Annotated in this window: 19 protein-coding genes and 1 pseudogene; 7 read left to right on the forward strand and 13 right to left on the reverse strand. The window is 70.1% G+C overall.

The features are described from left to right. Positions 1-136: 136 nt before the first annotated feature. From QZ271_RS10165 to lpdA, 3 genes are all read right to left on the reverse strand, one after another. Entirely contained in the window at positions 137-1,324 is a 1,188-nt protein-coding gene (locus tag QZ271_RS10165) for a BioF/Kbl family PLP-dependent acyltransferase (RefSeq protein ID WP_291431085.1), read from the reverse strand. Positions 1,325-1,382: 58 nt separating this feature from the next. Next, a complete protein-coding gene (locus QZ271_RS10170) occupies positions 1,383-2,411 on the reverse strand; it encodes an Atu2307/SP_0267 family LLM class monooxygenase (RefSeq protein WP_291431087.1) in 1,029 nt (342 codons plus the stop codon). A gap of 86 nt (positions 2,412-2,497) precedes the next feature. After that, positions 2,498-3,901, reverse strand: a complete 1,404-nt coding sequence (gene lpdA, locus QZ271_RS10175) for a dihydrolipoyl dehydrogenase (protein WP_291431089.1) — start codon at positions 3,899-3,901, stop codon at positions 2,498-2,500. Positions 3,902-4,144: 243 nt separating this feature from the next. On the opposite strand from lpdA, the gene QZ271_RS10180 reads away from it, so the two are divergent. From QZ271_RS10180 to QZ271_RS10195, 4 genes are read left to right on the forward strand one after another with little or no spacing between them, the layout of a single operon-like run. After that, positions 4,145-4,906 (forward strand): metallophosphoesterase family protein, encoded by a 762-nt coding sequence (locus QZ271_RS10180; protein ID WP_291431115.1) that lies wholly within the window; start codon positions 4,145-4,147, stop codon positions 4,904-4,906. Next, the gene (locus tag QZ271_RS10185) at positions 4,903-5,919 is read left to right on the forward strand and encodes a DNA polymerase III (RefSeq protein WP_291431091.1); all 1,017 of its coding nucleotides are present in this window, start codon (positions 4,903-4,905) and stop codon (positions 5,917-5,919) included. Before QZ271_RS10180 ends, QZ271_RS10185 begins: the two co-directional genes overlap by 4 nt. Positions 5,920-5,970: 51 nt before the next feature. Beyond that, the gene (locus tag QZ271_RS10190; protein ID WP_291431093.1) at positions 5,971-6,615 is read left to right on the forward strand and encodes an MBL fold metallo-hydrolase; all 645 of its coding nucleotides are present in this window, start codon (positions 5,971-5,973) and stop codon (positions 6,613-6,615) included. 31 nt (positions 6,616-6,646) lie between these two features. Next, the gene (locus QZ271_RS10195; RefSeq protein ID WP_291431094.1) at positions 6,647-7,324 is read left to right on the forward strand and encodes a DUF2270 domain-containing protein; all 678 of its coding nucleotides are present in this window, start codon (positions 6,647-6,649) and stop codon (positions 7,322-7,324) included. On the opposite strand, the gene QZ271_RS10200 is transcribed toward QZ271_RS10195, so the two are convergent. From QZ271_RS10200 to QZ271_RS10215, 4 genes are all read right to left on the reverse strand, one after another. Then, positions 7,303-8,016, reverse strand: a complete 714-nt coding sequence (locus tag QZ271_RS10200) for a CDP-alcohol phosphatidyltransferase family protein (RefSeq protein WP_291431096.1) — start codon at positions 8,014-8,016, stop codon at positions 7,303-7,305. The genes QZ271_RS10195 and QZ271_RS10200 overlap by 22 nt on opposite strands. 86 nt (positions 8,017-8,102) lie before the next feature. After that, positions 8,103-8,468: a hypothetical protein gene (locus tag QZ271_RS10205; protein ID WP_291431098.1), complete on the reverse strand. Its 366-nt coding sequence runs from the start codon at positions 8,466-8,468 to the stop codon at positions 8,103-8,105. Further along, positions 8,465-9,430 (reverse strand): hypothetical protein, encoded by a 966-nt coding sequence (locus QZ271_RS10210; RefSeq protein ID WP_291431099.1) that lies wholly within the window; start codon positions 9,428-9,430, stop codon positions 8,465-8,467. Before QZ271_RS10210 ends, QZ271_RS10205 begins: the two co-directional genes overlap by 4 nt. A gap of 69 nt (positions 9,431-9,499) precedes the next feature. Beyond that, positions 9,500-10,219, reverse strand: a complete 720-nt coding sequence (locus QZ271_RS10215; RefSeq protein WP_291431101.1) for a YqhA family protein — start codon at positions 10,217-10,219, stop codon at positions 9,500-9,502. Positions 10,220-10,309: 90 nt separating this feature from the next. Here QZ271_RS10215 and QZ271_RS10220 point away from each other — a divergent pair, with 90 nt between their 5' ends. Both QZ271_RS10220 and QZ271_RS10225 read left to right on the forward strand, forming a co-directional pair. Beyond that, a complete protein-coding gene (locus QZ271_RS10220; protein WP_291431103.1) occupies positions 10,310-11,092 on the forward strand; it encodes an APH(3') family aminoglycoside O-phosphotransferase in 783 nt (260 codons plus the stop codon). Between the two features lie 213 nt (positions 11,093-11,305). After that, complete coding sequence (locus QZ271_RS10225; RefSeq protein WP_291431105.1) at positions 11,306-13,558, forward strand: MMPL family transporter; 2,253 nt, start codon at positions 11,306-11,308, stop codon at positions 13,556-13,558. 189 nt (positions 13,559-13,747) lie between these two features. Here QZ271_RS10225 and QZ271_RS10230 read toward each other — a convergent pair whose 3' ends face one another. Beyond that, complete coding sequence (locus QZ271_RS10230) at positions 13,748-14,356, reverse strand: DedA family protein (protein ID WP_291431106.1); 609 nt, start codon at positions 14,354-14,356, stop codon at positions 13,748-13,750. Between the two features lie 103 nt (positions 14,357-14,459). Between QZ271_RS10230 and QZ271_RS10235 the strand changes: the two genes are divergently transcribed. Then, entirely contained in the window at positions 14,460-15,125 is a 666-nt protein-coding gene (locus QZ271_RS10235) for an HAD family hydrolase (RefSeq protein ID WP_291431107.1), read from the forward strand. Positions 15,126-15,224: 99 nt separating this feature from the next. Here the strand turns inward: QZ271_RS10235 and QZ271_RS10240 are convergent, their stop codons facing one another. The 5 genes and pseudogenes from QZ271_RS10240 to QZ271_RS10255 form a co-directional block, all read right to left on the reverse strand. Continuing rightward, complete coding sequence (locus QZ271_RS10240; RefSeq protein ID WP_291431108.1) at positions 15,225-15,902, reverse strand: SDR family oxidoreductase; 678 nt, start codon at positions 15,900-15,902, stop codon at positions 15,225-15,227. A 104-nt stretch (positions 15,903-16,006) separates the two neighbouring features. Then, positions 16,007-17,248, reverse strand: a complete 1,242-nt coding sequence (locus QZ271_RS10245) for a M24 family metallopeptidase (protein ID WP_291431110.1) — start codon at positions 17,246-17,248, stop codon at positions 16,007-16,009. Between the two features lie 197 nt (positions 17,249-17,445). Beyond that, entirely contained in the window at positions 17,446-18,171 is a 726-nt protein-coding gene (locus QZ271_RS10250; RefSeq protein ID WP_291431112.1) for a DUF4173 domain-containing protein, read from the reverse strand. Positions 18,172-18,199: 28 nt separating this feature from the next. After that, positions 18,200-18,958 (reverse strand): annotated as a pseudogene (locus tag QZ271_RS14540) (DUF4153 domain-containing protein); the annotation flags it as partial. Positions 18,959-19,109: 151 nt separating this feature from the next. Next, positions 19,110-19,781, reverse strand: a complete 672-nt coding sequence (locus tag QZ271_RS10255) for an amino acid ABC transporter permease (protein ID WP_291431113.1) — start codon at positions 19,779-19,781, stop codon at positions 19,110-19,112. Positions 19,782-19,912: the final 131 nt, after the last annotated feature.

Below are 19,912 nucleotides of genomic sequence, written 5' to 3' on the forward strand. Positions count from 1 at the left end.
GTCCTGCTTGTCGCCCACGGGCGGCCGGTTCGTCATGAGGCCGATGATAGCGGCGCGCGGGCGGGACGGACGGGAAGCGTTCCGCCAGTCCCGCCCGCCCTGGGGCTCAGGAGCTTGCGGATCAGGAGCTTGCGGATCAGGAGATGATGCCCAGCGTGCGCCCCACCTCGGCGTACGCCTGGAGGGCGTGATCCAGGTCGTCACGGGTGTGCTCGGCGGTCACGATGTTCCGGATGCGGGCCAGGCCGCGTGGCACGGTCGGGAAGCCCAGGCCGACGGCGAACACACCGTGGCCGAACAGCAGGCGGCTCGCCTCGAACGCGGCCGGGGCCTCGCCGAAGATGACGGGCGTGATGGGCGTGGTGCTGCCGAAGGTATCGAAGCCCAGGCCCTGCAACTGCGCCCTGAAGTAGCGGGTGTTCTCCCACAGGCGCGCCATCAGCGTGGGGTCGCGCTGCACCTCGTCAAGCGCAGCACTCAGCGCGCCGACCGTGGCGGGGGCCTGCGCGGTGCTGAAGAGGTACGGGCGGGCGCGGTTGATCAGCAGCTCGCGCAGGTCGCCGTGCCCGGCCGCGTAGCCGCCCACGCCACCCCACGCCTTGCTGAGCGTGCCGACCTGAATCACGTCGTCGGCGTACTCGAAGCCGAAGTGATGCACGGTGCCGCGCCCCGATTCCCCCATCACGCCGCTGCCGTGCGCGTCGTCCACGTACGTGACCGCGCCGTAGCGCCGGGCGACTTCTACCAGTCGGTCCAGGGGGGCCACGTCGCCGTCCATGGAGAACACGCCGTCCGTCACGACCAGTTTCAGGCCGTCCGTGTCGTGTTCTTTCAGCAGGCGTTCCAGGTCGTCCGGGTCCGCGTGCCTGTACACCTTCTTGGTGGCTTTCGTCAGGCGCAGGCCGTCGATGATGCTGGCGTGGTTCAGTTCGTCGCTGATGACCAGATCACCTTCGCGCAGCAGGGCGCCCAGCACGCCCTGGTTGGTCGTGAAACCGCTGTGCAGCACCAGGGCGCTGCCCGTGTGCTTGAACGCCGCCAGCTGAGACTCGAACGCCTCATGAATGCGCAGCGTCCCGGCAATCGTGCGCACGGCGCCCGCGCCCACGCCCCAGCGTTCCAGGTACTCGGCGGCCCGCGCTTTCAGGGCCGGGTGATCCGCGAAGCCCAGGTAGTTGTTGCTGGCGAGGTTCACGACCTCGCGCCCATCCACGCGGGTGCGGGCGCGGCTGGCCCGCTCCAGCACCCGCGGGTGGATCAGCAGCCCGCTCTCGCGCAGGCCGGACAGTTCGGCAGTCAGACGGTCAGACAGGGAAGTGGACACGCCCCCGAGTCTAGGCGCGCCCTGCCCCCGCCGTCCGTGACGTGGGGACGCCTCCCCGCTACAGGTCCGCCACCTGCGGAGCGACCTCGCGGCCCAGCAGTTCCACGCTGCGCAGCATCCGCGCGTGCGGCATCAGCACGTTCGTCATCTGGAAGGTCAGGCGGTCCACGCCACCGAGCGCGTCGTTCAGGAGCCTGACTTTACGCGCGACCGTGTCGGGCGTGCCGATCAGGTACGGCCCGGACGGCCCGCACGCCGCGTCGAACTGTGAGCGTTGCGGCGGCGCCCAGCCCCGCTCGCGGCCCACCGTTTCCAGCATCCGCGCGTGCCCCGGCCAGACATCGTCGCGCGCGCCCGCGTCACTGTCACCCACGAACCCGAAGGCGTGCACGCCCACCCGCAGGGTCTCCGGGGCGTGCCCGGCCCGCGCGCCCGCCTCGCGGTACAGGTCCACGAGTGGCCGGAACGCCCGGAAGTCCCCGCCGATGATCGCCACCATCAGCGGCAGCCCCAGCGTGCCCGCCCGCACGAACGATTCCGGCGTGCCGCCCACGCCCACCCAGACCGGCAACTGCGCCTGCTGGGGGCGCGGGTACACGCCCTGACCGCGCAGCGGCGCGCGGTGCCGGCCCGACCAGTGAACGTGCGTGTCTTTTCGCAGGCGCAGCAGCAAGTCCAGTTTCTCGCTGAACAGCGAATCGTAGTCCTGTGTGTTCAGGCCGAACAGCGGGTACGCCTCGATGAACGATCCCCGCCCCACGATCAGTTCCGCCCGTCCGCGCGACAGCAGGTCCAGCGTGGCGTACTGCTGGAACACCCGCACGGGATCGTCGGCACTCAGGACCGTCACGGCGCTGTTCAGGCGAATGCGGCCCGTGCGTGCGGCGGCGGCGGCCAGGATCATGCCCGGCGCGGAGTCCAGGTAGTCGGGCCGGTGGTGCTCGCCCACCCCGAAGGAATGCACGCCGCTGCGGTCGGCGGTCTCGATTTCTTCCAGGAGGTTCGCGAGCCGGTCGGCCGGTGAGAGGGTAACGCCCGTGACCGGGTCGGATACCACGGCCGCAAAACTATCAATTCCAATTTCCATACTTCATATTATAAAGCAATTTGGAAAGGAAAGCAATGCGGAGTGCTCCAGGCGCAAGCGGCAACCAGAGCCCTGGGCCGCTGTGCTCAGCGGTTCATGATGTGAATCGCCTGCTTGTGCACGGCCTCGGCGGCTTCCAGCACGCTCTCACCCAGGGTGGGGTGCGCGTGGATGGTCAGCGCGATATCGCTGGCGGTCGCGGCCATCTCCAGGGCCAGGCTGGCCTCGCCGAGCAGGTCACTGGCGTGCGGGGCGACGATGTGCACGCCCAGCAGCAGGTCCGTATCCTTCTCGACGACCATCTTCACGAAGCCGTCCGTGGCCTGCAATGTCATGGCGCGGCCCGACGCCGACAGCGGGAACACGCCGGTCCTCACGTCGTAGCCCCTGTCCCTGGCTTCCTGCTCGGTCAGGCCCACCCACGCGAGTTCCGGGCTGGTGTACACCACGCCGGGAATGGCGACGGCGTCCTGCTCGGCGGGCTTCCCGGCGATGACCTCGGCGGCCACCAGACCCTCCTTCATGGCCTTGTGCGCCAGCATGGGGTTGCTGGCCACGTCCCCCACCACGTAGATGTGCGGCACGTTGCTGCGCTGGCGGGTGTCGGCGGGAATGAACCCGCGTTCCGTGACGTGCACGCCGGCCGCCTGGGCGTTCAGGCCGTCCGTGCGCGGGCGGCGGCCCACGGCCACCAGCACCCGGTCAAAGACCTCGGTGGTTTTCGCGCCGGTCTTCACGTCTTCGAGTTCCACGTGAATGCCGTCGGCTTTCTTCTCGGCGCGGTTGGCCTTGGTCTGCACGGCGATCTCGATGCCCTGCTTTTTCATGATCTTCGTGAATTCCTTGACGGCGTCGGCGTCCGCGCCCGGCACGACGTTCGGCAGGAACTCGATGATCTTCACGTGGCTGCCCATGTTGTTGTACACGTGCGCGAACTCGAAGCCGATCACGCCGCCCCCGATGCACAGCATCCGCGCGGGCACCGGGTCGGGCATGACCAGCGCGCCCGTGGAGTCCACAATGCTCTCCTGATCCACGTCCAGGCCCGGCAGCTTGGCGGGCTCGGACCCGGTCGCGATGATGAAGTTCGCAGCCGTGTACGTCTGATCGCCCACCTGCACGGTGTGCCCGTCAATAAAACTGGCCTGCCCGGTCAGGTGCGTGACCTTGTTCGCCTTGAACAGGCTGCCCACGCCGCCCGTGAGTTTCTTGACGATGCCGTCCTTCCAGCCGTTCAGCTTGGCGATGTCCAGCTTCTGCTCACCGAAGGTCAGGCCGAAGTCAGCGGCGTGCCGCGCGGCAGCGATCTGCTCACCGGCGTGCAGCAGGGCCTTGGTGGGAATGCAGCCCACGTTCAGGCACACGCCCCCCACCGAGTCGCGTTCGGCGCAGGCGACCTTCAGGCCCAGCTGCGCGGCGCGGATAGCCGCGTGGTACCCGCCGGGACCCGCGCCGATCACGAGCACGTCGTAGTCATAGGATTTCGTCATGCAGTCAGTCTAACGCGGCCCCCGTGAGCCGTCACTGACCTGCCCGCCTAGCTGGACGCGGTTCATTCACAATTCCCGCAGGTCAATTCGGTGGCCGGGCGGACCCGTAGGGCTGCGGCGCAGGGCGAGCAGAGGGGAAACGTGTTCCGGGCGTCGAAGTTGACAACCCGGAACATCACTGGACCTGCCAGCGCCACGTCCGGAGTCCGTATCACACCTTCCAGCGCGGCCCGGGGCTGTATGATCTGCGGCGTGCGGCTCCTGCTGCTGTCTGACATTCACGCCAATCACACCGCCCTTCAGGCGGTCCTGAACGACGCCGCCAACCGCCGCTACGATCAGGTCATCCACCTTGGCGACGCGCTGGGTTACGGCCCGCACCCGCGCGAGGTGCTCGACACGCTGCGCGAACTGGACGCCGTGTGCGTGCTGGGCAACCACGACGACATGCTGCTGCAGTACGCCGATGGCCGCCGCGAAACGAAGGACTCGATCGTGTCCATGGCCCTGATGTGGCAACTGGACCGCCTGTCCGAACGCGACGTGGCCTGGGTGCGCCTGTGGCGTGACGGGATCGACGATCCGGACGTCGGCGCCCGCTACCGGCACGGCACGCCCGTGAGCCTCGACGACTACACCGATTCTGTCCCGGCCGCCCGCGAGGCCTTCGCGCAGTGGCAGGGGCGGCTGGGTTTCGTGGGGCACACGCACGTTCCGGCCGTGTACGCCACCCTGAACTCCCCGGTCGGGGACTGGATCAAGGCGCAGCAGTTCGTAGACGGCGGCAGTTACATGGTGCCACCCAGCACCCGCGTGATCCTGAACCCCGGCAGTGTCGGCCAGCCGCGCGACGGGAACCCGCAGGCCAGTTACGCGGTCTTCGACACGGTCCGCGCGTATTTTGAAGTCTTCCGCGTGCCGTACGACATCGGGCGCGCCCAGGAGGCGGCGCTGGAGGCCGGGCTGCCGCAGGTGCTCGCCGCTCGCCTCGCTATCGGTAAATGAAGGCCACGGCCTCCCAGACTGCCCATGCCCAGGCGGCCGGCGCCAGGACTAGCGGCGCCCAGACCATCAGTTCACAGGTGACGGCCGCCGCCGATCTGCACGGCCCGCTGCTGGAACAGACCGGCGCGTTCGGCGGGAACGCCCTGCTGCTGACCGGCCCGGCCCGCGTGGGCAAACTGGGCGTGGCCTGGGCGGTCGCCGCGCAGCACAACTGCACCGGCCCGAAAGGCATGTACGGCGAGGCGTGCGGCGCGTGCCATTCGTGCCGCGCCCTGGCGGCCGGGGGGCACCCGGACGTGTTGCTTGTCGAGCCGCGCGCTACCACCACGACCGGCAAGGCCGCCCGGCGCAAACTGATTCCCATCGGGGCGGTCCTCTCGGGGCGTGACAAGACCCGCGAGTACGAAACGCACGTCTTTGAATTCCTGGAGGTCAGGCCCACCTTCGCGCGGCGCGTGGTGATCGTCAGCGGGGCCGAGTACCTGGGCCCGGAAGCCGCGAACGCCCTGCTGAAACTGGTCGAGGAACCCCCGCACCGCGCGCTGTTCGTGTTCCTGGCCGAGGACCTGCGTTCGGTCCTGCCGACCATCGTGAGCCGCAGCGCCCGCCTGAGCGTCACGCCCGCCACGGACCGCGCCCTGGAAAGTGCCCTGGGCCGCGCCGGACACGCCCCGGACCCGGAACTGGTGGCCTTTGCCGCCGGACGGGCCGGGGTGCTGGACGATCCGCAGAAGGTCAGCGCCGCCCTGACCGACGCCCGCGACCTCACGGACGCGCTGGCTGACGGACTGCTGGCCGCGTTGCAGGCTGCCGAGGGCCTGGAGAAACGCTTCGACCCCGGCTGGCACCCGGAAGCGCTGCGCTTCGTGTGGCGCACCCTGCCCCCCCACCAGCGCGCCCGCGCCGATACCGCCCTGACGGCCCTGCAAGAGGGGCTGGAGGCCTACGCCAGCCCCAGCCTCAGCTTTCAGGTGTTCGCGCTGGCCCTGCGGGACGCCCTGGGGCACGCCTGAACCGCACGCCGACTTGCCGGTGCGGGCCGTAGGGGCGCTAGACTTCAGGGCATGAGTGCCCCCTTCACGCACGGCCCACTTCGCGTGTGGTCGCTGCCCACCGGTCCCCTCCAGGAGAACACTGTGCTGATCGCGGGCGAGCAGGGGAGGGCCTTCCTGATCGACCCGGGCGACGACGCAGGGCGCATTGCCACCCTGATCGCCGGGAGTGGCGTGACCGTGACCGGCATCCTGCTGACGCACGCGCACTTCGATCACATCGGTGCGGTGCAGCCCCTGCGCGAGCAACTGGGTGTGCCGGTGTGGCTGCACCCGGACGACCGCGACCTGTACGCGCTGGGTGCACAGAGTGCCGCCCGCTGGAACCTGCCGTTCACGCAGCCCGCCGCGCCCGACCACGACATCACGGACGGGCAGATGTTCACGGCGGGCGACCTGACCCTCAGCGCGCACCACCTGCCGGGGCACGCGCCGGGGCACGTGGTGTTCCGCGCGCCGGGCGTGGTCATCGCCGGTGACACCCTGTTCCAGGGCAGCGTGGGCCGCACGGACCTGCCCGGCGGGAACCACCCGCAACTGCTGTCAGGCATCCGCTCCCAGCTGCTGACCCTCCCCGACGACACCGCCGTGTACCCCGGTCACGGCCCGCGCACCACGGTCGGGCATGAGCGGCGCAGCAACCCGTTCCTCCAGTGAGGCGGGTTCCAGTGGTGCTGCGGGGGTCCGCGTGACTCCCGGCGTGGGCGGCGGCCCCGGCGCGGCGGCCGGTGCGGGCCTGACGGACGTGAGTTACAGCACGAACACCGCCAACGCCCTGATTCACCTGTACCGCGCCGAGGTCGGCAAGATGACCGCCTACCGGCAGCGGCTGGACATGACCACCAACTGGTCGGTCGTCACGACCGCCGGTCTGGCGTCCTTCGCGCTTGGCGACGCCACGAACAGTCACGCGACGTTCCTGTTCGCCATGTTCATGAATTACTTCTTCCTGCGCCTCGAAGCCCGGCGCTTCCGGACGTTCGAGATTGCGCACCACCGCGTGCGGATCATGGAGCGGTTCTTCTACCCGGCCATGCTGGGCGACCGCGTGGACCCCGGCTGGCATCAGCTGCTGCTGGCCGAACTGAGCAAGCCGCGCAGCCCCATGACCCGCGACGACGCGCTCGGCTGGCGACTGAACCGCAACTACCTGTGGATCTACACGGCCGTTCTTCTGGCGTGGCTGGCGAAACTGGACCTCGATCAGCCCAAGGGCTGGATCCTGGAATTCCCGGAGGCGTTCTCACTGGCCGACATCGGCAGTTTTCCCGGCTGGCTGGTGTTCCTGATGGTCGGCGTGTTCTACGGGTACCTGATCTGGCTGGCCGCCCGCGCCGCCCGCACCTACCCGCTGGAAGAAGGCTGACGGCGCACCTGATCTTCACGCCACAGTTGCACGCCCGCCAGCACCAGCGCCTGCACGGGCAGGCTGCGGGTGTACAGGCGGGGCCGGCCGGCCAGGACGCAGGCCCCCAGCCACAGCAGCTGCGTGGAGAGCCCCAGGTTCGCCGTGACGACATTACTGACCCGCGGGGTGTACGCCACCCGGTCGGCCGGGGTGGGTGACCCGCCGGTCAGGCGGTCCAGCCTGCGCGTGAAGAGCGCCTGTAGCGCCCGTTCCTGCGGCGTGAAGTACAGCGCGTACACCCGTTTCAGGGCCGCAAGAACCTGCGGGTTGTCCCCGGCCTGCGCGGGCGGATCGCGGAAGACCTCGCCGCGCGCCTCGCGGAAGTCGCGTTCCCACAGGTAATCCACGGTCAGGATCAGGCTCTGCAGCAGCGTGGCCGGCACGCCCGCCGCGCCGCTAATCGCCACGTTCAGTGCCAGGTCCACCACCAGGTCCATCTCGGTATCCAGGTAGCGGCCGGTTTCAGTGGTGCGGCCGGTCGCGCGGGCCAGTTGCCCGTCCAGGTTATCCAGGACGGTCTTGACCTGAAGCAGTAGCGCAGGGAGCAGGCGTTCGCCCCGGCCGATCAGCAGCGCGGCGTACAGACCCAGCGCCGTGTGCAGCAGCACCACGTGCGCCGGGTCCACGTTCAGGCGGGCCAGCGGGGCCACCAGCAGTTGCGCGGCGGGGCGGAACAGGCTTTCACTGGCCCACTCACGCGCCGGGCGTTGTTTTCTCGTCTGGGCGAGTCCCCTACCTACCGGCGGCCCCCGTACTTGGGGGCGCCCTTGCGCACGCCGGCGTAACGGTTGCGTTCCTTGCGCCGCTGCGCGCTGGTGGCGCTGGCCGTGCCAGCGGTGCGTCCGGCCGGGGTCTGCAGGCGGCGGGGCGTGAAGGTGTCCATGGTCAGAAAGCGCGCCATGGGCACGTACAGGATCAGCACGAAGATCAGGCTGCCCCACCAGGTGTTCAGGTATTTCCCGACCGGCGTGAGTTGCAGCAGACTACTCAGCAGGGTCGCCACCACCGAGAACAGCATGACCCGCACGAGCAGTTTCAGCAGTTTGGGCCGCGTGAAGCCCGGATTGGGGTCCGGGGTGGTCAGCCAGCGCCACAGGTTCACGCGTCACCCACGGGCCCATCGCTCCCTGGCCCATCGCTCCCTGGCACATGACCCTCTGGGACAGCGGCGGGGGTGGGCTCCCCGGGAGCCGCCGCCCTGGGCCGCGCGCCAGGAGCGCCGAGCGCTTCCCGCAGGGCGCCGAGTTCCGGGAATTCAGTCTGCCCGGCGTCCACGGTCAGCAGCACGAATGGCTTGTGCAGGCGCGCCGCGACCTTGCGGGCGGCGGCGGCGGCGCTGCCGTCACGGGCCGGGACCACGAACACGAAGCCGCGCACGGCCGCCTTGCCGCTCAGCAGGGACAGCGCCCCGAACAGTTCCAGATCCCCCGGCGCGGCCCGCTCCGGCTGCTCGATGCGCCCGGCGCGGCTCAGGACGTCCAGTACCGGCAGTTCATGACTGAACACCGGGTACAGGCCCAGTTCATCGAGCGCGGGACGCAGCGCGCCGGTCAGCACGTCCTCGGCCAGCAGGGCGCGCGGCCCCAGCACCGCGACCGTCTCGCGCGACGCCCGGCTCAGGGGCGGCATCTCGGCGCGGGCGTCACTGGCCAGCGGCCGGACCTTCTCGAGTGCCAGCCGCACCCGCCCGGCATTCTGCGAGACGCGCATACCGACCTCGGCGGCGGCCCCTTCCATCAGGTCGGGGCGGTCAGGCACGCCCAGCAGGGCGGGTAGACCGCTGATGCGGCGGGCGAGCAGTTCGGGCAGCGCCTCACTCCAGGCGTCGCCACTCACGGCAGGCCACTGGGGCAGCAGGACCAGATCGACCCGCCCCAGTGCCAGGATGCGGCCCAGCACGAGCTGAACCTGCGGCGGCTCGCCCGGCAGGCTTTCACGCCCCAGCGCCAGGCACTCGGCTTCAGTCAGGGTGGGCGTGACGACCTCGGCGCCCAGTTCTTTCAGGTACGCCGACCAGTACGTGGGGAGCCTCGCGGCGCGGGATTCAAGCAGACCAACCCTCATTCTGAACAGTGTACGCGCGCCGGGCGGGGTGCGTGGCCGGGCCACCTCGTCCGGCCCGGCCCGCGTGCGTCACTCGCTGCCCTTGCCGCTCTCCACCCGGCTGGGCAGCTCGGTCCCGGACTGCTTGGCCCCGGACAGCTTAGCCAGGGTGGCCTGCTCGGCCAGTTCCACGTCGTGGTCGTCGATGCGGCGCTGCTCGTTGTCGTGCTCGAACAGTTCCTGGCGGGCGCGCAGCTTGGCCTGAGGCTGCTGAAGGTCGCCGCCGCTGCCCCGGTGCACCCGCTGGAAGAACACCAGCGCGCCCCCCGCCAGGGCCAGCGACCCCGCGAAGTACAGGGTGTCCAGCGGTTTCTCCCAGCGCACAAAGTGCTCCAGGAAGGTGACGCCCAGAATCACGATGATCACCGACACGACCTTCTGCTCCAGGTCCGCGAGGCTTTCCACGCCCAGCGCCGAGGTCAGGTTCAGGGGCGTGATGAACAGCGAGTACAGGCCCACGCCGATCAGGTAGAACACCACAGCCTTGAGCATGGTGCTGACGATCTCCAGGAATTCCACGGCGACGGTGCCCTGCTGACTGGCGACGCCCTGCGTGATCGTGTCGTGCCACGAGCCATAGATGGTGTGCAGCGCCAGCAGCGTCCCCTGAAGGAACAGACTGAACGACACCAGCAGCACGGCGACCACCGCGATGAGTACCACGAAGCGCGTGCGGCCGATCACCTCGCTGAACCACTCGCGTCTGGACGGCTCGGCCCGGGAGCCTGAAGGGGAGGGGGAAGGAGTCACGCCTTCATGATCGCCCCGGGGGGGTGGGGAGCGGGCGCGGGGGAACTTCACACTTGCCTGAAGGTCCGCGCCGCTGCCAGACTGCCCGGCGTGACCGACCCCCCCGACCGCCCCACCCTGCCCGACGCCCTGAAACGCGTGCTGCCCGCCGCCCGCTGGGAGCGCGTGTCCGGCGGCCAGAGCGGCGCGCAGGTGTGGAAATCCACGCGCTTCGTGGTCAAGGTGCAGGCCCGCTCGCCCCACGCGGTCAGCCTGCAACAGGAGCGCGAGCGCCTGCGCTGGCTGCACGGACGCCTTCCCGCGCCGCAGGTCGTGGCCTTCGAGGTCGAGGACGGTCGGGAGTTCCTGGCCATGACCCGCGTACCCGGCATTCCCATGAGCCACCCGGACGCGCTGCTGCACCCGGAGCGGACCGTGACCCTGCTGGCCCGCGCACTGCGGGAACTGCACGCCCTGCCTATCCGGGACTGCCCGTTCCGGCAGACGCTGGACGTGACCCTGCCCCTGGCCCGCGAGCGCGTGCAGGCCGGACGGATCGACGAGACCGACTTCGACGGGGACCGCGCCGGGCGCAGCGCCGTCAGCGTGTTCAACGAACTGGCCCGCACCCGCCCCGCCCAGGAGGACCTGGTAGTGGCCCACGGGGACGCCACCCTGGACAACCTCATCCTGAACGGGGAGTTCGTGGAGGCCCTGATCGACGTGGGCCGCCTCGGTATTGCCGACCGTCACGCCGACCTGGCGCTGGCGCACCGCAGTGTGCGCAGCGAACTGGGCGAACGCTACGCCACCCAGTTCCTTGACCTGTACGGCCGCGCCCTGGTGGACGACACGAAACTCGCGTACTACCGCCTGCACGACGAACTGTTCTGATACAGAGGGGGTGAGACAGAGGTGGTGAGACGGACCCCGGTGCACTGGTGGGCAACACCCGTTCCATCTGGGCAGACCTGGAGGGCTGCGCCGCAGGGCGAATAGAGGCAGGGCGGGTTCCAGGCTGGCTACGGAACAGACGGACTCCGTCTGTTGTTCTTACTCGTGTTCTTACTCGCATCCTTTCGGGCCGCGCATGATCTACTCGGTTTCATGCGCACCCTCGGCCGACTCGTCTCCCACCACCCCTGGGCCGTGCTGATCGTGTGGCTGCTGGCCGCCGCGCTCAGCATTCCCTTCGCCGCGCGCGCGCCCGCCGCCCTGAACGCCGACCCGGCTGGTGGCCTCACGCAGTCCGAAGCGACCCGCGTGACCGATCTGCTGCGCGACCGCTTCGGCGAACGCGACACCAACACAGTTGTGATCGTCACCCGCAGCAGCCCGCCGCTGGGCACCCCGCAGGGCGACGCCGCCTACCAGGCGTTCTTAAGCGGCCTGGAGAAGGTGCCGGGTGTCACGCGCGTCACGCCCCCGCAAGGCAGCGGCCCGTACCGCACCCGCGCCGAGGACGGCACCCTGGCCCTGACCCTCGCCCAGATTCCCCTGCTGGACGGCGCCAGCGACACCCTGAAGCTGGTGCGCGCCTACACTGCGCGCGCCCAGACGCCCGCCCTGAGCATCCGCGTGACCGGCGGGCAGGCCATCGCGGACGACTTCACGCACTTCGCCGAGAGCGACACCAAACGCAGTGAATTCACCGCGCTGCCCCTGATCGCGCTGCTGCTGCTGGTCGTGTTTGGCGCCCTCGTCGCGACCGGCCTGCCGCTGATCGTGGGCATGCTTAGCATCAGTGTCGCCATGGCCGCCCTGTACGGCCTGACGCACCTGATGCCCGTCAGCACCTTCGCGCAGAGCGTGATCACCATGCTGGGCCTCGGGGCCGGGATCGACTACGCCCTGCTGACCGTCAACCGCTTCCGCGAGGAACTGAAACGCACCCCGGACGCACGCCTGGCCGCCGACCGCACCGTGCAGACGGCCGGGCGCAGCGTCGCCTTCAGCGGCCTGACCGTCGCCATCGCCATGGCCGGCCTGATCCTGCCGCCCATCGCCTTCGTCCGGTCGATCGGCATCGGCGGGGTGCTGGCGGTCCTGCTGACCGTGCTGGCCAGCCTGACCGCGCTGCCCGCCCTGCTGGCCCTGCTGGGCGAGCGCGTGAACAGCCCCCGCCTTGTCAGGTTCACCTGGGCGCAGAGCGGCGCCGCCTCGACCGGCTGGACGGCGTTCGCGCGCCGCGTGACCGCCCGCCCCTGGCTGGCCGTGACTGCCAGTACCGCGCTGCTGCTGCTGCTGGCCTCTCCGGTCCTGACGCTGCGCACCGGGTACGCGGGCGCGTGGGGCCTCACGCCCGGCGTGGAAAGCCGCGACGCCCTGCAGGACGTACGCGACCTGGGGACCGGGGGGCTGCTCAGCCAGTTCGAGGTCATCCTGGACCCCGGCCACCGCTACGGTCCCGCCGACCGCGCCCGGTTCCAGCAGACCGTCACGGACCTGCGCGCCCTGCCCGGCGTGCGCGGCGTGCTCAGCCCCTTCGTGACGCCCGCCGACCTGGCCGGCAGCGTGGGCGGGGGCAGCGGTGCCGGGAGCGCCGGCGGTGGGGGCAGCGCCGGGCAGCTGGCCGCGCTGAGCGCCCTGACCTCCCGCTCGTTCAGCGCCGACCGCACCCTGCTGCGCGTCACGGTCATCCCGGAAGACACCCTGCGCGCCGCCGACATTCCCGCCTTCGAAACGCAGCTGCGCCGCACCCTGAACGCCAGCGGGTACTCGTACCTGCTGGGCGGCGCTCCCATCGGCGGACAGGAATTCAGCCGCGCCATCACGAACTCGCTGCCCACCATCATCCTGGCCGTGTTCGCCGGCACGTTCCTGCTGCTGATGATCGCGTTTCGCAGTCTGCTGATCCCCCTGAAAAGCATCCTCATGAACGCCCTGACCGTCGGCGCGGCCACCGGCATCGTCACGCTGATCGTGCAGCACGGCATCCTGGCCGCGCCGCTCGGCATTCCCGCCGACGTGGGCGTTCTGGATTCCAGCCTGCCGGTTCTGCTGTTCGCCGTCATGTTCGGCCTGAGCATGGACTACGAGATCTTCCTGCTCTCCCGCGTGCAGGAGGAGTACCTGCGCAGCGGCGACAACGACGAGGCCATCGTGCTGGCCGTCGGGCACACCGCGCGCATCATCACCTCGGCCGCGATCATCATGTTCATCGTCTTCAGCGCCTTCATCTTCGGGCGGGTCGTCGCCAGCAAGAGCATCGGCCTGGGTCTGGCCGTCGCCGTCGCCCTGGACGCCACGTTGGTGCGCCTGATTCTGGTGCCCGCCTTCCTGAAACTCGCCGGGAAGTGGAACTGGTGGCTGCCCGCCTGGCTCGACCGGCGACTGCCGCACATCCGCCTGGAACACTGAACCAGGCATGGGACAGGGGGAACTGGGAACAGCAACAGAGCGAGGGGCGACTGCATGTGCAGGTCGCCCCTCCTCTCCTACGGATTCCGTCTGTTTCTTTGATCACTCGGGAGGTCGCCAAGTTACCAACTGCACGCCCGGAACCCACTGTGCTCCCATTCAATCCGAATGTGTATCAGCACTCGCCGCTTACGGCTGGGCCTGTTCGCGCTTGCGGCGAATGAACCACGCGACCGCCGCGACCGCCAGCACGCCCAGGATGATGCGGCTGGCGGGGGCCACATACTGCTCGACCCGGTCGTAGTGCTCGCCCAGCAGGTAGCCCGCCCCGGCCAGCAGGGCCGCCCACAGGCCCGACCCGATGGCACTGAACAGCAGAAACTTGGGCATGGGCATCTCGCTCATGCCAGCTGGGAGGCTCAGCAGGCTGCGGATGCCGGGCACCATCCGCCCGAACAGCACCGCCCTGGACCCGTGCCGGTCGAACCAGTCGTCGGCTTTCTTGATGTCCCTGCCGCTCAGGGTCAGCCACTTGCCGTGCCGATCCGCCCAGGCGACCAGCCGGTCCTCACCGAACGCGCGCCCCACGTAGTACAGCGGCAGGGTGCCGATCACGCTGCCCAGGGTGCCCATCAGGATCACCATGATCAGGTTCAGGTCGCCGCGGGACGCCGCGAAGCCCGCCGACGGCATGATCAGCTCGCTGGGAATGGGTGGGAACACGTTTTCCAGCACCATCAGCAGCAGGATGCCCACGTACCCCATGCTGTCCATCAGTCCCTGTACCCACTCGGCCATGCTGCCCACACTAGCGGGCCGGAGCCGGGACGCGCCTCCTCCTAAAGTTCGTCATAACCTGAAGGGGGATGGGCGGCGGCCGGGGCGGCCCTAGACTGGGCGCATGTCTTTTCCTCCGATTCAGGCCGTGATCTTCGATTTTGACGGCACCATCCTGGACACCGAAACGCACGAATTCCGCCGCTGGCAGGCGCTGTACCGCCAGCACGACCGGGAATTGCCGCTCTCGGAATGGCAGCGCGGCATCGGTACGTGGGACGCCTTTGACCCCTGGGCCGGGCTGCCCGAAACGGTGCAGCGCGACCGCGAAGCCACGCAGGCGACCCTGCGCGACGCCATTCACGCCGACATTCAGGCGGCCGACCTGCGCCCCGGCGTACGCGACGTGCTGAGGGCCGTGCGGCCCGCCGGACTGCGCCTGGCCCTGGCGACCAGCAGCGACCGCGCCTGGGTGACCCGCTGGCTGGGCGAACACGACCTGCTGGACGCCTTCGAGACGCTTGCCACGCGCGACGACGTGGCCCGCGTGAAACCCGACCCGGAACTGTACCTGCTCGCCGCCCGGCAACTGGGTCTGCACCCCTCGGCGTGCGTGGCGGTCGAGGACAGCCTGAACGGCGCGACCGCCGCCGTGGCCGCCGGCATGCGCGTGGTGGTCGTACCCAACGAGGTGACAGCCACCCAGCCCTTCCCGCCCACCTGGGCTAGACTGGACGGCTATACCGGCGGCCTGGACGCCCTGCTGGCCGCCGCGCAGACCAGCCGGTAAGCGGGCACAGCGACGAGAAAGGGGAGAGCGACGAGAAAGGGGAGAGCAGGGGCCGTCTCTGGCGCGCTGCTCTCCCCTTGCCGTGGCTCACTGTCCGGCTTACACGTCCGGGTAGACCTTGATTTCCGTGATGTGTGCCCGGTCGGGGCGGCTGAGGGTGTGCGCCACGCTCTTGGCGAGGCCACGCGGGTCGATCATGGATTCCCAGCTGAGGCCCGCTTCGCGGTTGCTGGGCGTGTCGATGGCGCCCATGGGGTACAGCACGCAGCCGCGCACGCCCCGGCCCTTGAGTTCGTCGTGCAGGCTCAGAATGTACGCGGCGACGGCGGCCTTGCTGGCCGTGTACAGCGCGGCCTTGGGGCCGCTGAGGCGCGCGGCCTGCCCGGCGCTGACGCCCATCACGATGCCGTCTTTCTGCTTGACCATGTGCGGCAGGACGCCCTGCACGGCGTGAAAGAGGCTGGTCATGTTCGTGTCGAACAGGTAGCGCAGGTCGTCGGGCGTGGCTTTTTGCGCTTCCTGCGTGCTGAACGCGCCGACCGTGTGAATCAGCGTGTCCACCTTCACCTTGCGCAGCCGCTCGATGCTGGACGGATCGGTCAGGTCCAGGTCGAGGACCTCGGTGGCGGGAAACCGGTCGGCGGCGCGTTCCAGGCTCTCGCCGCGCCCGACCAGGACCATCTGAGCGCCGGCGTCGTCGAGTTCCTGAGCAATGGCGGTCGCCAGTGCGCCGCCCGCTCCTGTAAGCATGATGGTGGAGGAGCTGAGGTTCGCCATGCCCCCAGGGTAACGGGTGATCGCGGCTCCCGGGTCACGCGGCCTTGGCGCGGGCCGGGTTGCTTAGCGGAAGGTCAAGGACCTCTCACTCCCCACGCGGCGTGTCAGCGGCGTGGGTCGCCGTACCCGGCCGCCCGCACCTGCGCCCAGTCGCCCTGCCCCAGGATGAACGGGGCGCGTTGCGTGGGCGTGGTCACGCGCGGCCCGGCATGCGGGTCCAGGTACACGTCGATCTCGCTGCGGATCCCGAAGCCCCGTGCGGCCGGGTACGTGCCCGGCTCGATGGTCACGGCCAGTCCGGGCGTCAGGGTGCGGGTGTCGTGCGTCTCGTAATCGTCGAGGTTCGCGCCCGCCCCGTGAATACGGACGCCCAGGTCGTGCCCCGTGCGGTGCAGGAAGAACGCTGCCCACTCTGGGCCCATGGCTTCGCGGGCGGCGCGGTCGGCCATCCAGCCCTGCAACGCTCCCCAGCCGCGCGCCGCGTAGCCGTCCTGAAGGGTGCGTAGCGCGGCGTCACGGGCGGCCGTCACGGCGTCCCAGGCGCCCAGGTACTCGGGCGTGGGCGTTCCGGCGTACCCGACCCAGGTCACGTCCGCAAAGGGCCGACCCGGTTCCTGCGCCCACAGGTCGATCAGGACGCACTCGCCTTCTTTCAGGGTGGCGTGGCGCTCCGGGCTGGGTTCGTAGTGGCTGTCGGCGGCGTTCACGCCGAAACTCACGTTCACGGGGTGCCCGGCGCTCATTCCGGCCGCCGCGATCTGCCGCATGATCACGGCCTGCGCGTCCAGTTCCGTGACCGGCTGCCCCCCCCGCAGGCGCTCGTGAATCAGGCGGAATGCGTCGTCCTTGGCGGTCATCAGCACGGCCACGGCCCGCTCGTGTGCGGCCAGATCATCGGCACTCCAGGCCAGGAACGACTGAAGCAGGTCCGCGCTGCTGTGAATCCCGGCGGCCCCGGCGGCCCGCACGCGCTCGACCGTCCCGGCGTCCACGCGGCTCACGTACGGGACCGCGCCGCCCGCGCTGTACTCCATGGCCAGCGTGCGGCCCTGCACGATCTCACGCAGCGCGGCGTCCAGCTGCCCGTGCGACCCGAACGCGCGGCGCTCGGCGTTCCAGTGGCGGGTGATTTCAGCCCAGGTGCCGCCCTCAATGTGGTTGTGCAGCGCCACGGCCGCCCCGCTGCGCGGCACCCACACAAAAAACCGCCGGGTCAGGAACGCCCCACTGGGGAGGTTCAGCACGGTGCGGGCATGCGGGTTCAGGCCCTGAAAGTCGTACACCAGCCAGCCGTCCAGGCTGGTCGCGGCGAGGGCGCGCTGCATGCGCGTGATCGGTGAGGTCATGCCCCCCAGCCTAACGCGGGGTCTGCCGCCCAGGCCAGGTGGCCGCCGCTACCGGAGTTGAGGGCTGGACCGACAGGCCGGAGGGAACGGGAGAGGAGCCGACAGGGAACAGGGCCGGGCGGCAGCGGCTGAACACCTGCACGCTCGGCGGGCGCCTCCTTCCCGACTGTGGCGCAGTGGAGCGCAGTCCGGCTGGGTCAGCGGCGGCTGTCCGGTGTGGTGGGCGGCAGGCTCTGCACGGCCGCGAATGCCCGCGCCTGCGCGAGATTCCAGCTGCGCCAGTCGGGTGCGCGGCCATACTCGGCGCGCAGGAAGCTGATCAGGTCCTGCCGCTGCGAGCAGCCGGGCGCTGTGCCGGGACCGCAGGCCGGGGTCAGGGTGTCCAGGTGCCGCACGAGGTCCGGCACGGCGCCCGCCCCCAGGCGCGTCAGGTCCGCCGCGCTGACCCGCTGCGGCGTGAGGCGCTGGTCGTTCGTGACCCCCGACAGGTGCCGGTGAATGTTCACGCGGGCAATCAGCGCGGCCGGATTCAGGGCCGTGAGGGTCAGCAGGGTCAGCAGGCCGCCCAGCAGAGCCGGGAACGCGAACCGGTCGGTGTCGCCGCGCCACCGCCACGCCAGCCACACCAGGGTCGGGGTGATCCACGCCAGGAACGCGGCCCCCAGTACCCTCGCTTCGCTCAGGCCGTACGCCTGCGTGTACAGCGTCCAGCGTTGCGCGGCGCTGGCCAGAATCACGGCCAGTGGCAGCAGTACCGCGACCGTCAACGCCCGGAAGCCCACAGAGGTCCGCGTGTCCGGGGCGCTCAGGCTGTGCGCGCCGAGCAGCACCCCGGCTGTCAGGAACGCCACGGTCATCAGTTCCGCGAAGCCCCGCCGGATGAACGAGGCGTACGTCTCCCCAGCGGGCAGGCGCCGGAACACGCAGCAGAGACGGGCGGGCGGCCAGCAGCGCCGGGTACAGCAGCCCACCGGCCAGGGCGCACCACCCCAGCAGCCTGACCGTCCACCAGAAGGCGCCGTCCAGCTTCAGGTTCCAGAGCAGCGACGCGGTCCCCAGCGGCGCGAACCGGACGTCCGCGCCCGCCAGTAGCGCGCCGAACACCAGCAGGACCGGCACGGTCAGGGCCAGGCCCAGCGCGATCCGGCCCGCGCGCGCCGGTGCCCCGTGCCGGGCCGGTGGGCGCAGCCGCTCCCAGGGAAAGCGGGCCAGCAGTGTGGGCGGTCCGTGAATCAGGCGCACTCCGGCGCTCAGTAGTACGCCCAGCAGGTGCGCGGGCCCGGCGCGGCGCAGTCCAGCGAAGCCCGATCCGTCATGGCGGATGAACGCCAGGCCCAGAGCCAGCGAGGTCAGCAGTGCCAGGGCGTTCAGCACACCCAGTTGCGGGGTGGGGGCCACCAGCGTAAAGCTCAGGCCGAAGGCCAGGGCGATCAGCAGTAGCGTCAGCGCCGCCCGGTCCGCCCGGACGCCCCGGCGACGCAGCGCCCACAGGACCGCGCCGGTCAGCAGGAGCAGCCAGACACTCAGGTTCAGGCCCAGTCCGCGCGTGCCGTACGTGAGCAGCTGCGCGGCGCTGCCCAGCCCCAGCGCCAGCAGCAGGGGCGTGGCCATCAGGACCGGGGGCGGGGCGTCCGGGGCCGCGTCCGTCGGGACCTGGGCGTCCAGGGCTGTGGGGCCGGACAGCACAGGGCCGGACTCGTCTGAAGTCATGCCCGCACCGTACCCACGGGCCGCGCAGAAGGCGTCCACCGAGAGCAGTGAACCGAAAGGTGTGGGCGGTGAGGGGGTGCGCCGCACAGAAGCGAGCGCCCCGCCCGGCGTGCGGTCCGGGAGGGGCGTGCAGGCCGCGTGGCCGTGGCGTTCAGTTGCCGCGCGAGAAGCGGCGTTCCAGGGCGCGCTGCACGATTTCCAGCAGGCTGCTGACCGCCCAGTAGATCAGGGCCGCCGCGAGGTACGGCCCGAACGGCTCGAAGGTCCGCGCGATCACCAGTTGCGCGCTGCGTAGCAGTTCCACGACCGTGATCACGCTGACGAGCGAGGTGTCCTTCACCAGACCGATCAGGGTGTTGCTCATGCTGGGCAGCGACACCCGCGCGGCCTGCGGCAGCACGATCAGGCGCATGGTCTGCCCGGCGTTCAGGCCCAGGCTGGTCGCGGCCTCCCGCTGGCCCCTGGGAACGCTCAGGATCGCGGCGCGGATCGTCTCACTGAGGTACGCGGCGGCGTTCAGGGTCAGGGCGATCACGCCGCCCGCCACCGGGTTCAGCGTGATGCCCAGGCTGGGCAGCCCGTAGTAGATGACGAAAATCTGCACCAGGAGCGGCGTGCCCCGGATGAACGACACGTACAGGCTGCTCAGGCCGCGCACCCAGCCCAGCCGGGACAGCCGCGCCAGCGCCACACAGAAGCCCAGCGGCAGGCCCAGCAGCATGGCGGCCAGCGCGAATCCCAGCGTGACGGGCAGCGCGCCCAGCAGGGTCGGCAGGGACGTCCAGGCGCTCTGCAGGACAAGTTGCAGCTGTTCAGTGTTCATGGGTTCTCCGGGGTTCATGGGGTCTCCGGGCGGGGAATGATACGGATTCCGATTGATTCAGTGCAGGTAACTGCTCAGCACGATAAACACGGCAAAAAACGCTTGTTCCCGTTTTGTATGAGCATAATATT

Source organism: Deinococcus sp. (assembly GCF_018260555.1).
Classification (GTDB): domain Bacteria; phylum Deinococcota; class Deinococci; order Deinococcales; family Deinococcaceae; genus Deinococcus.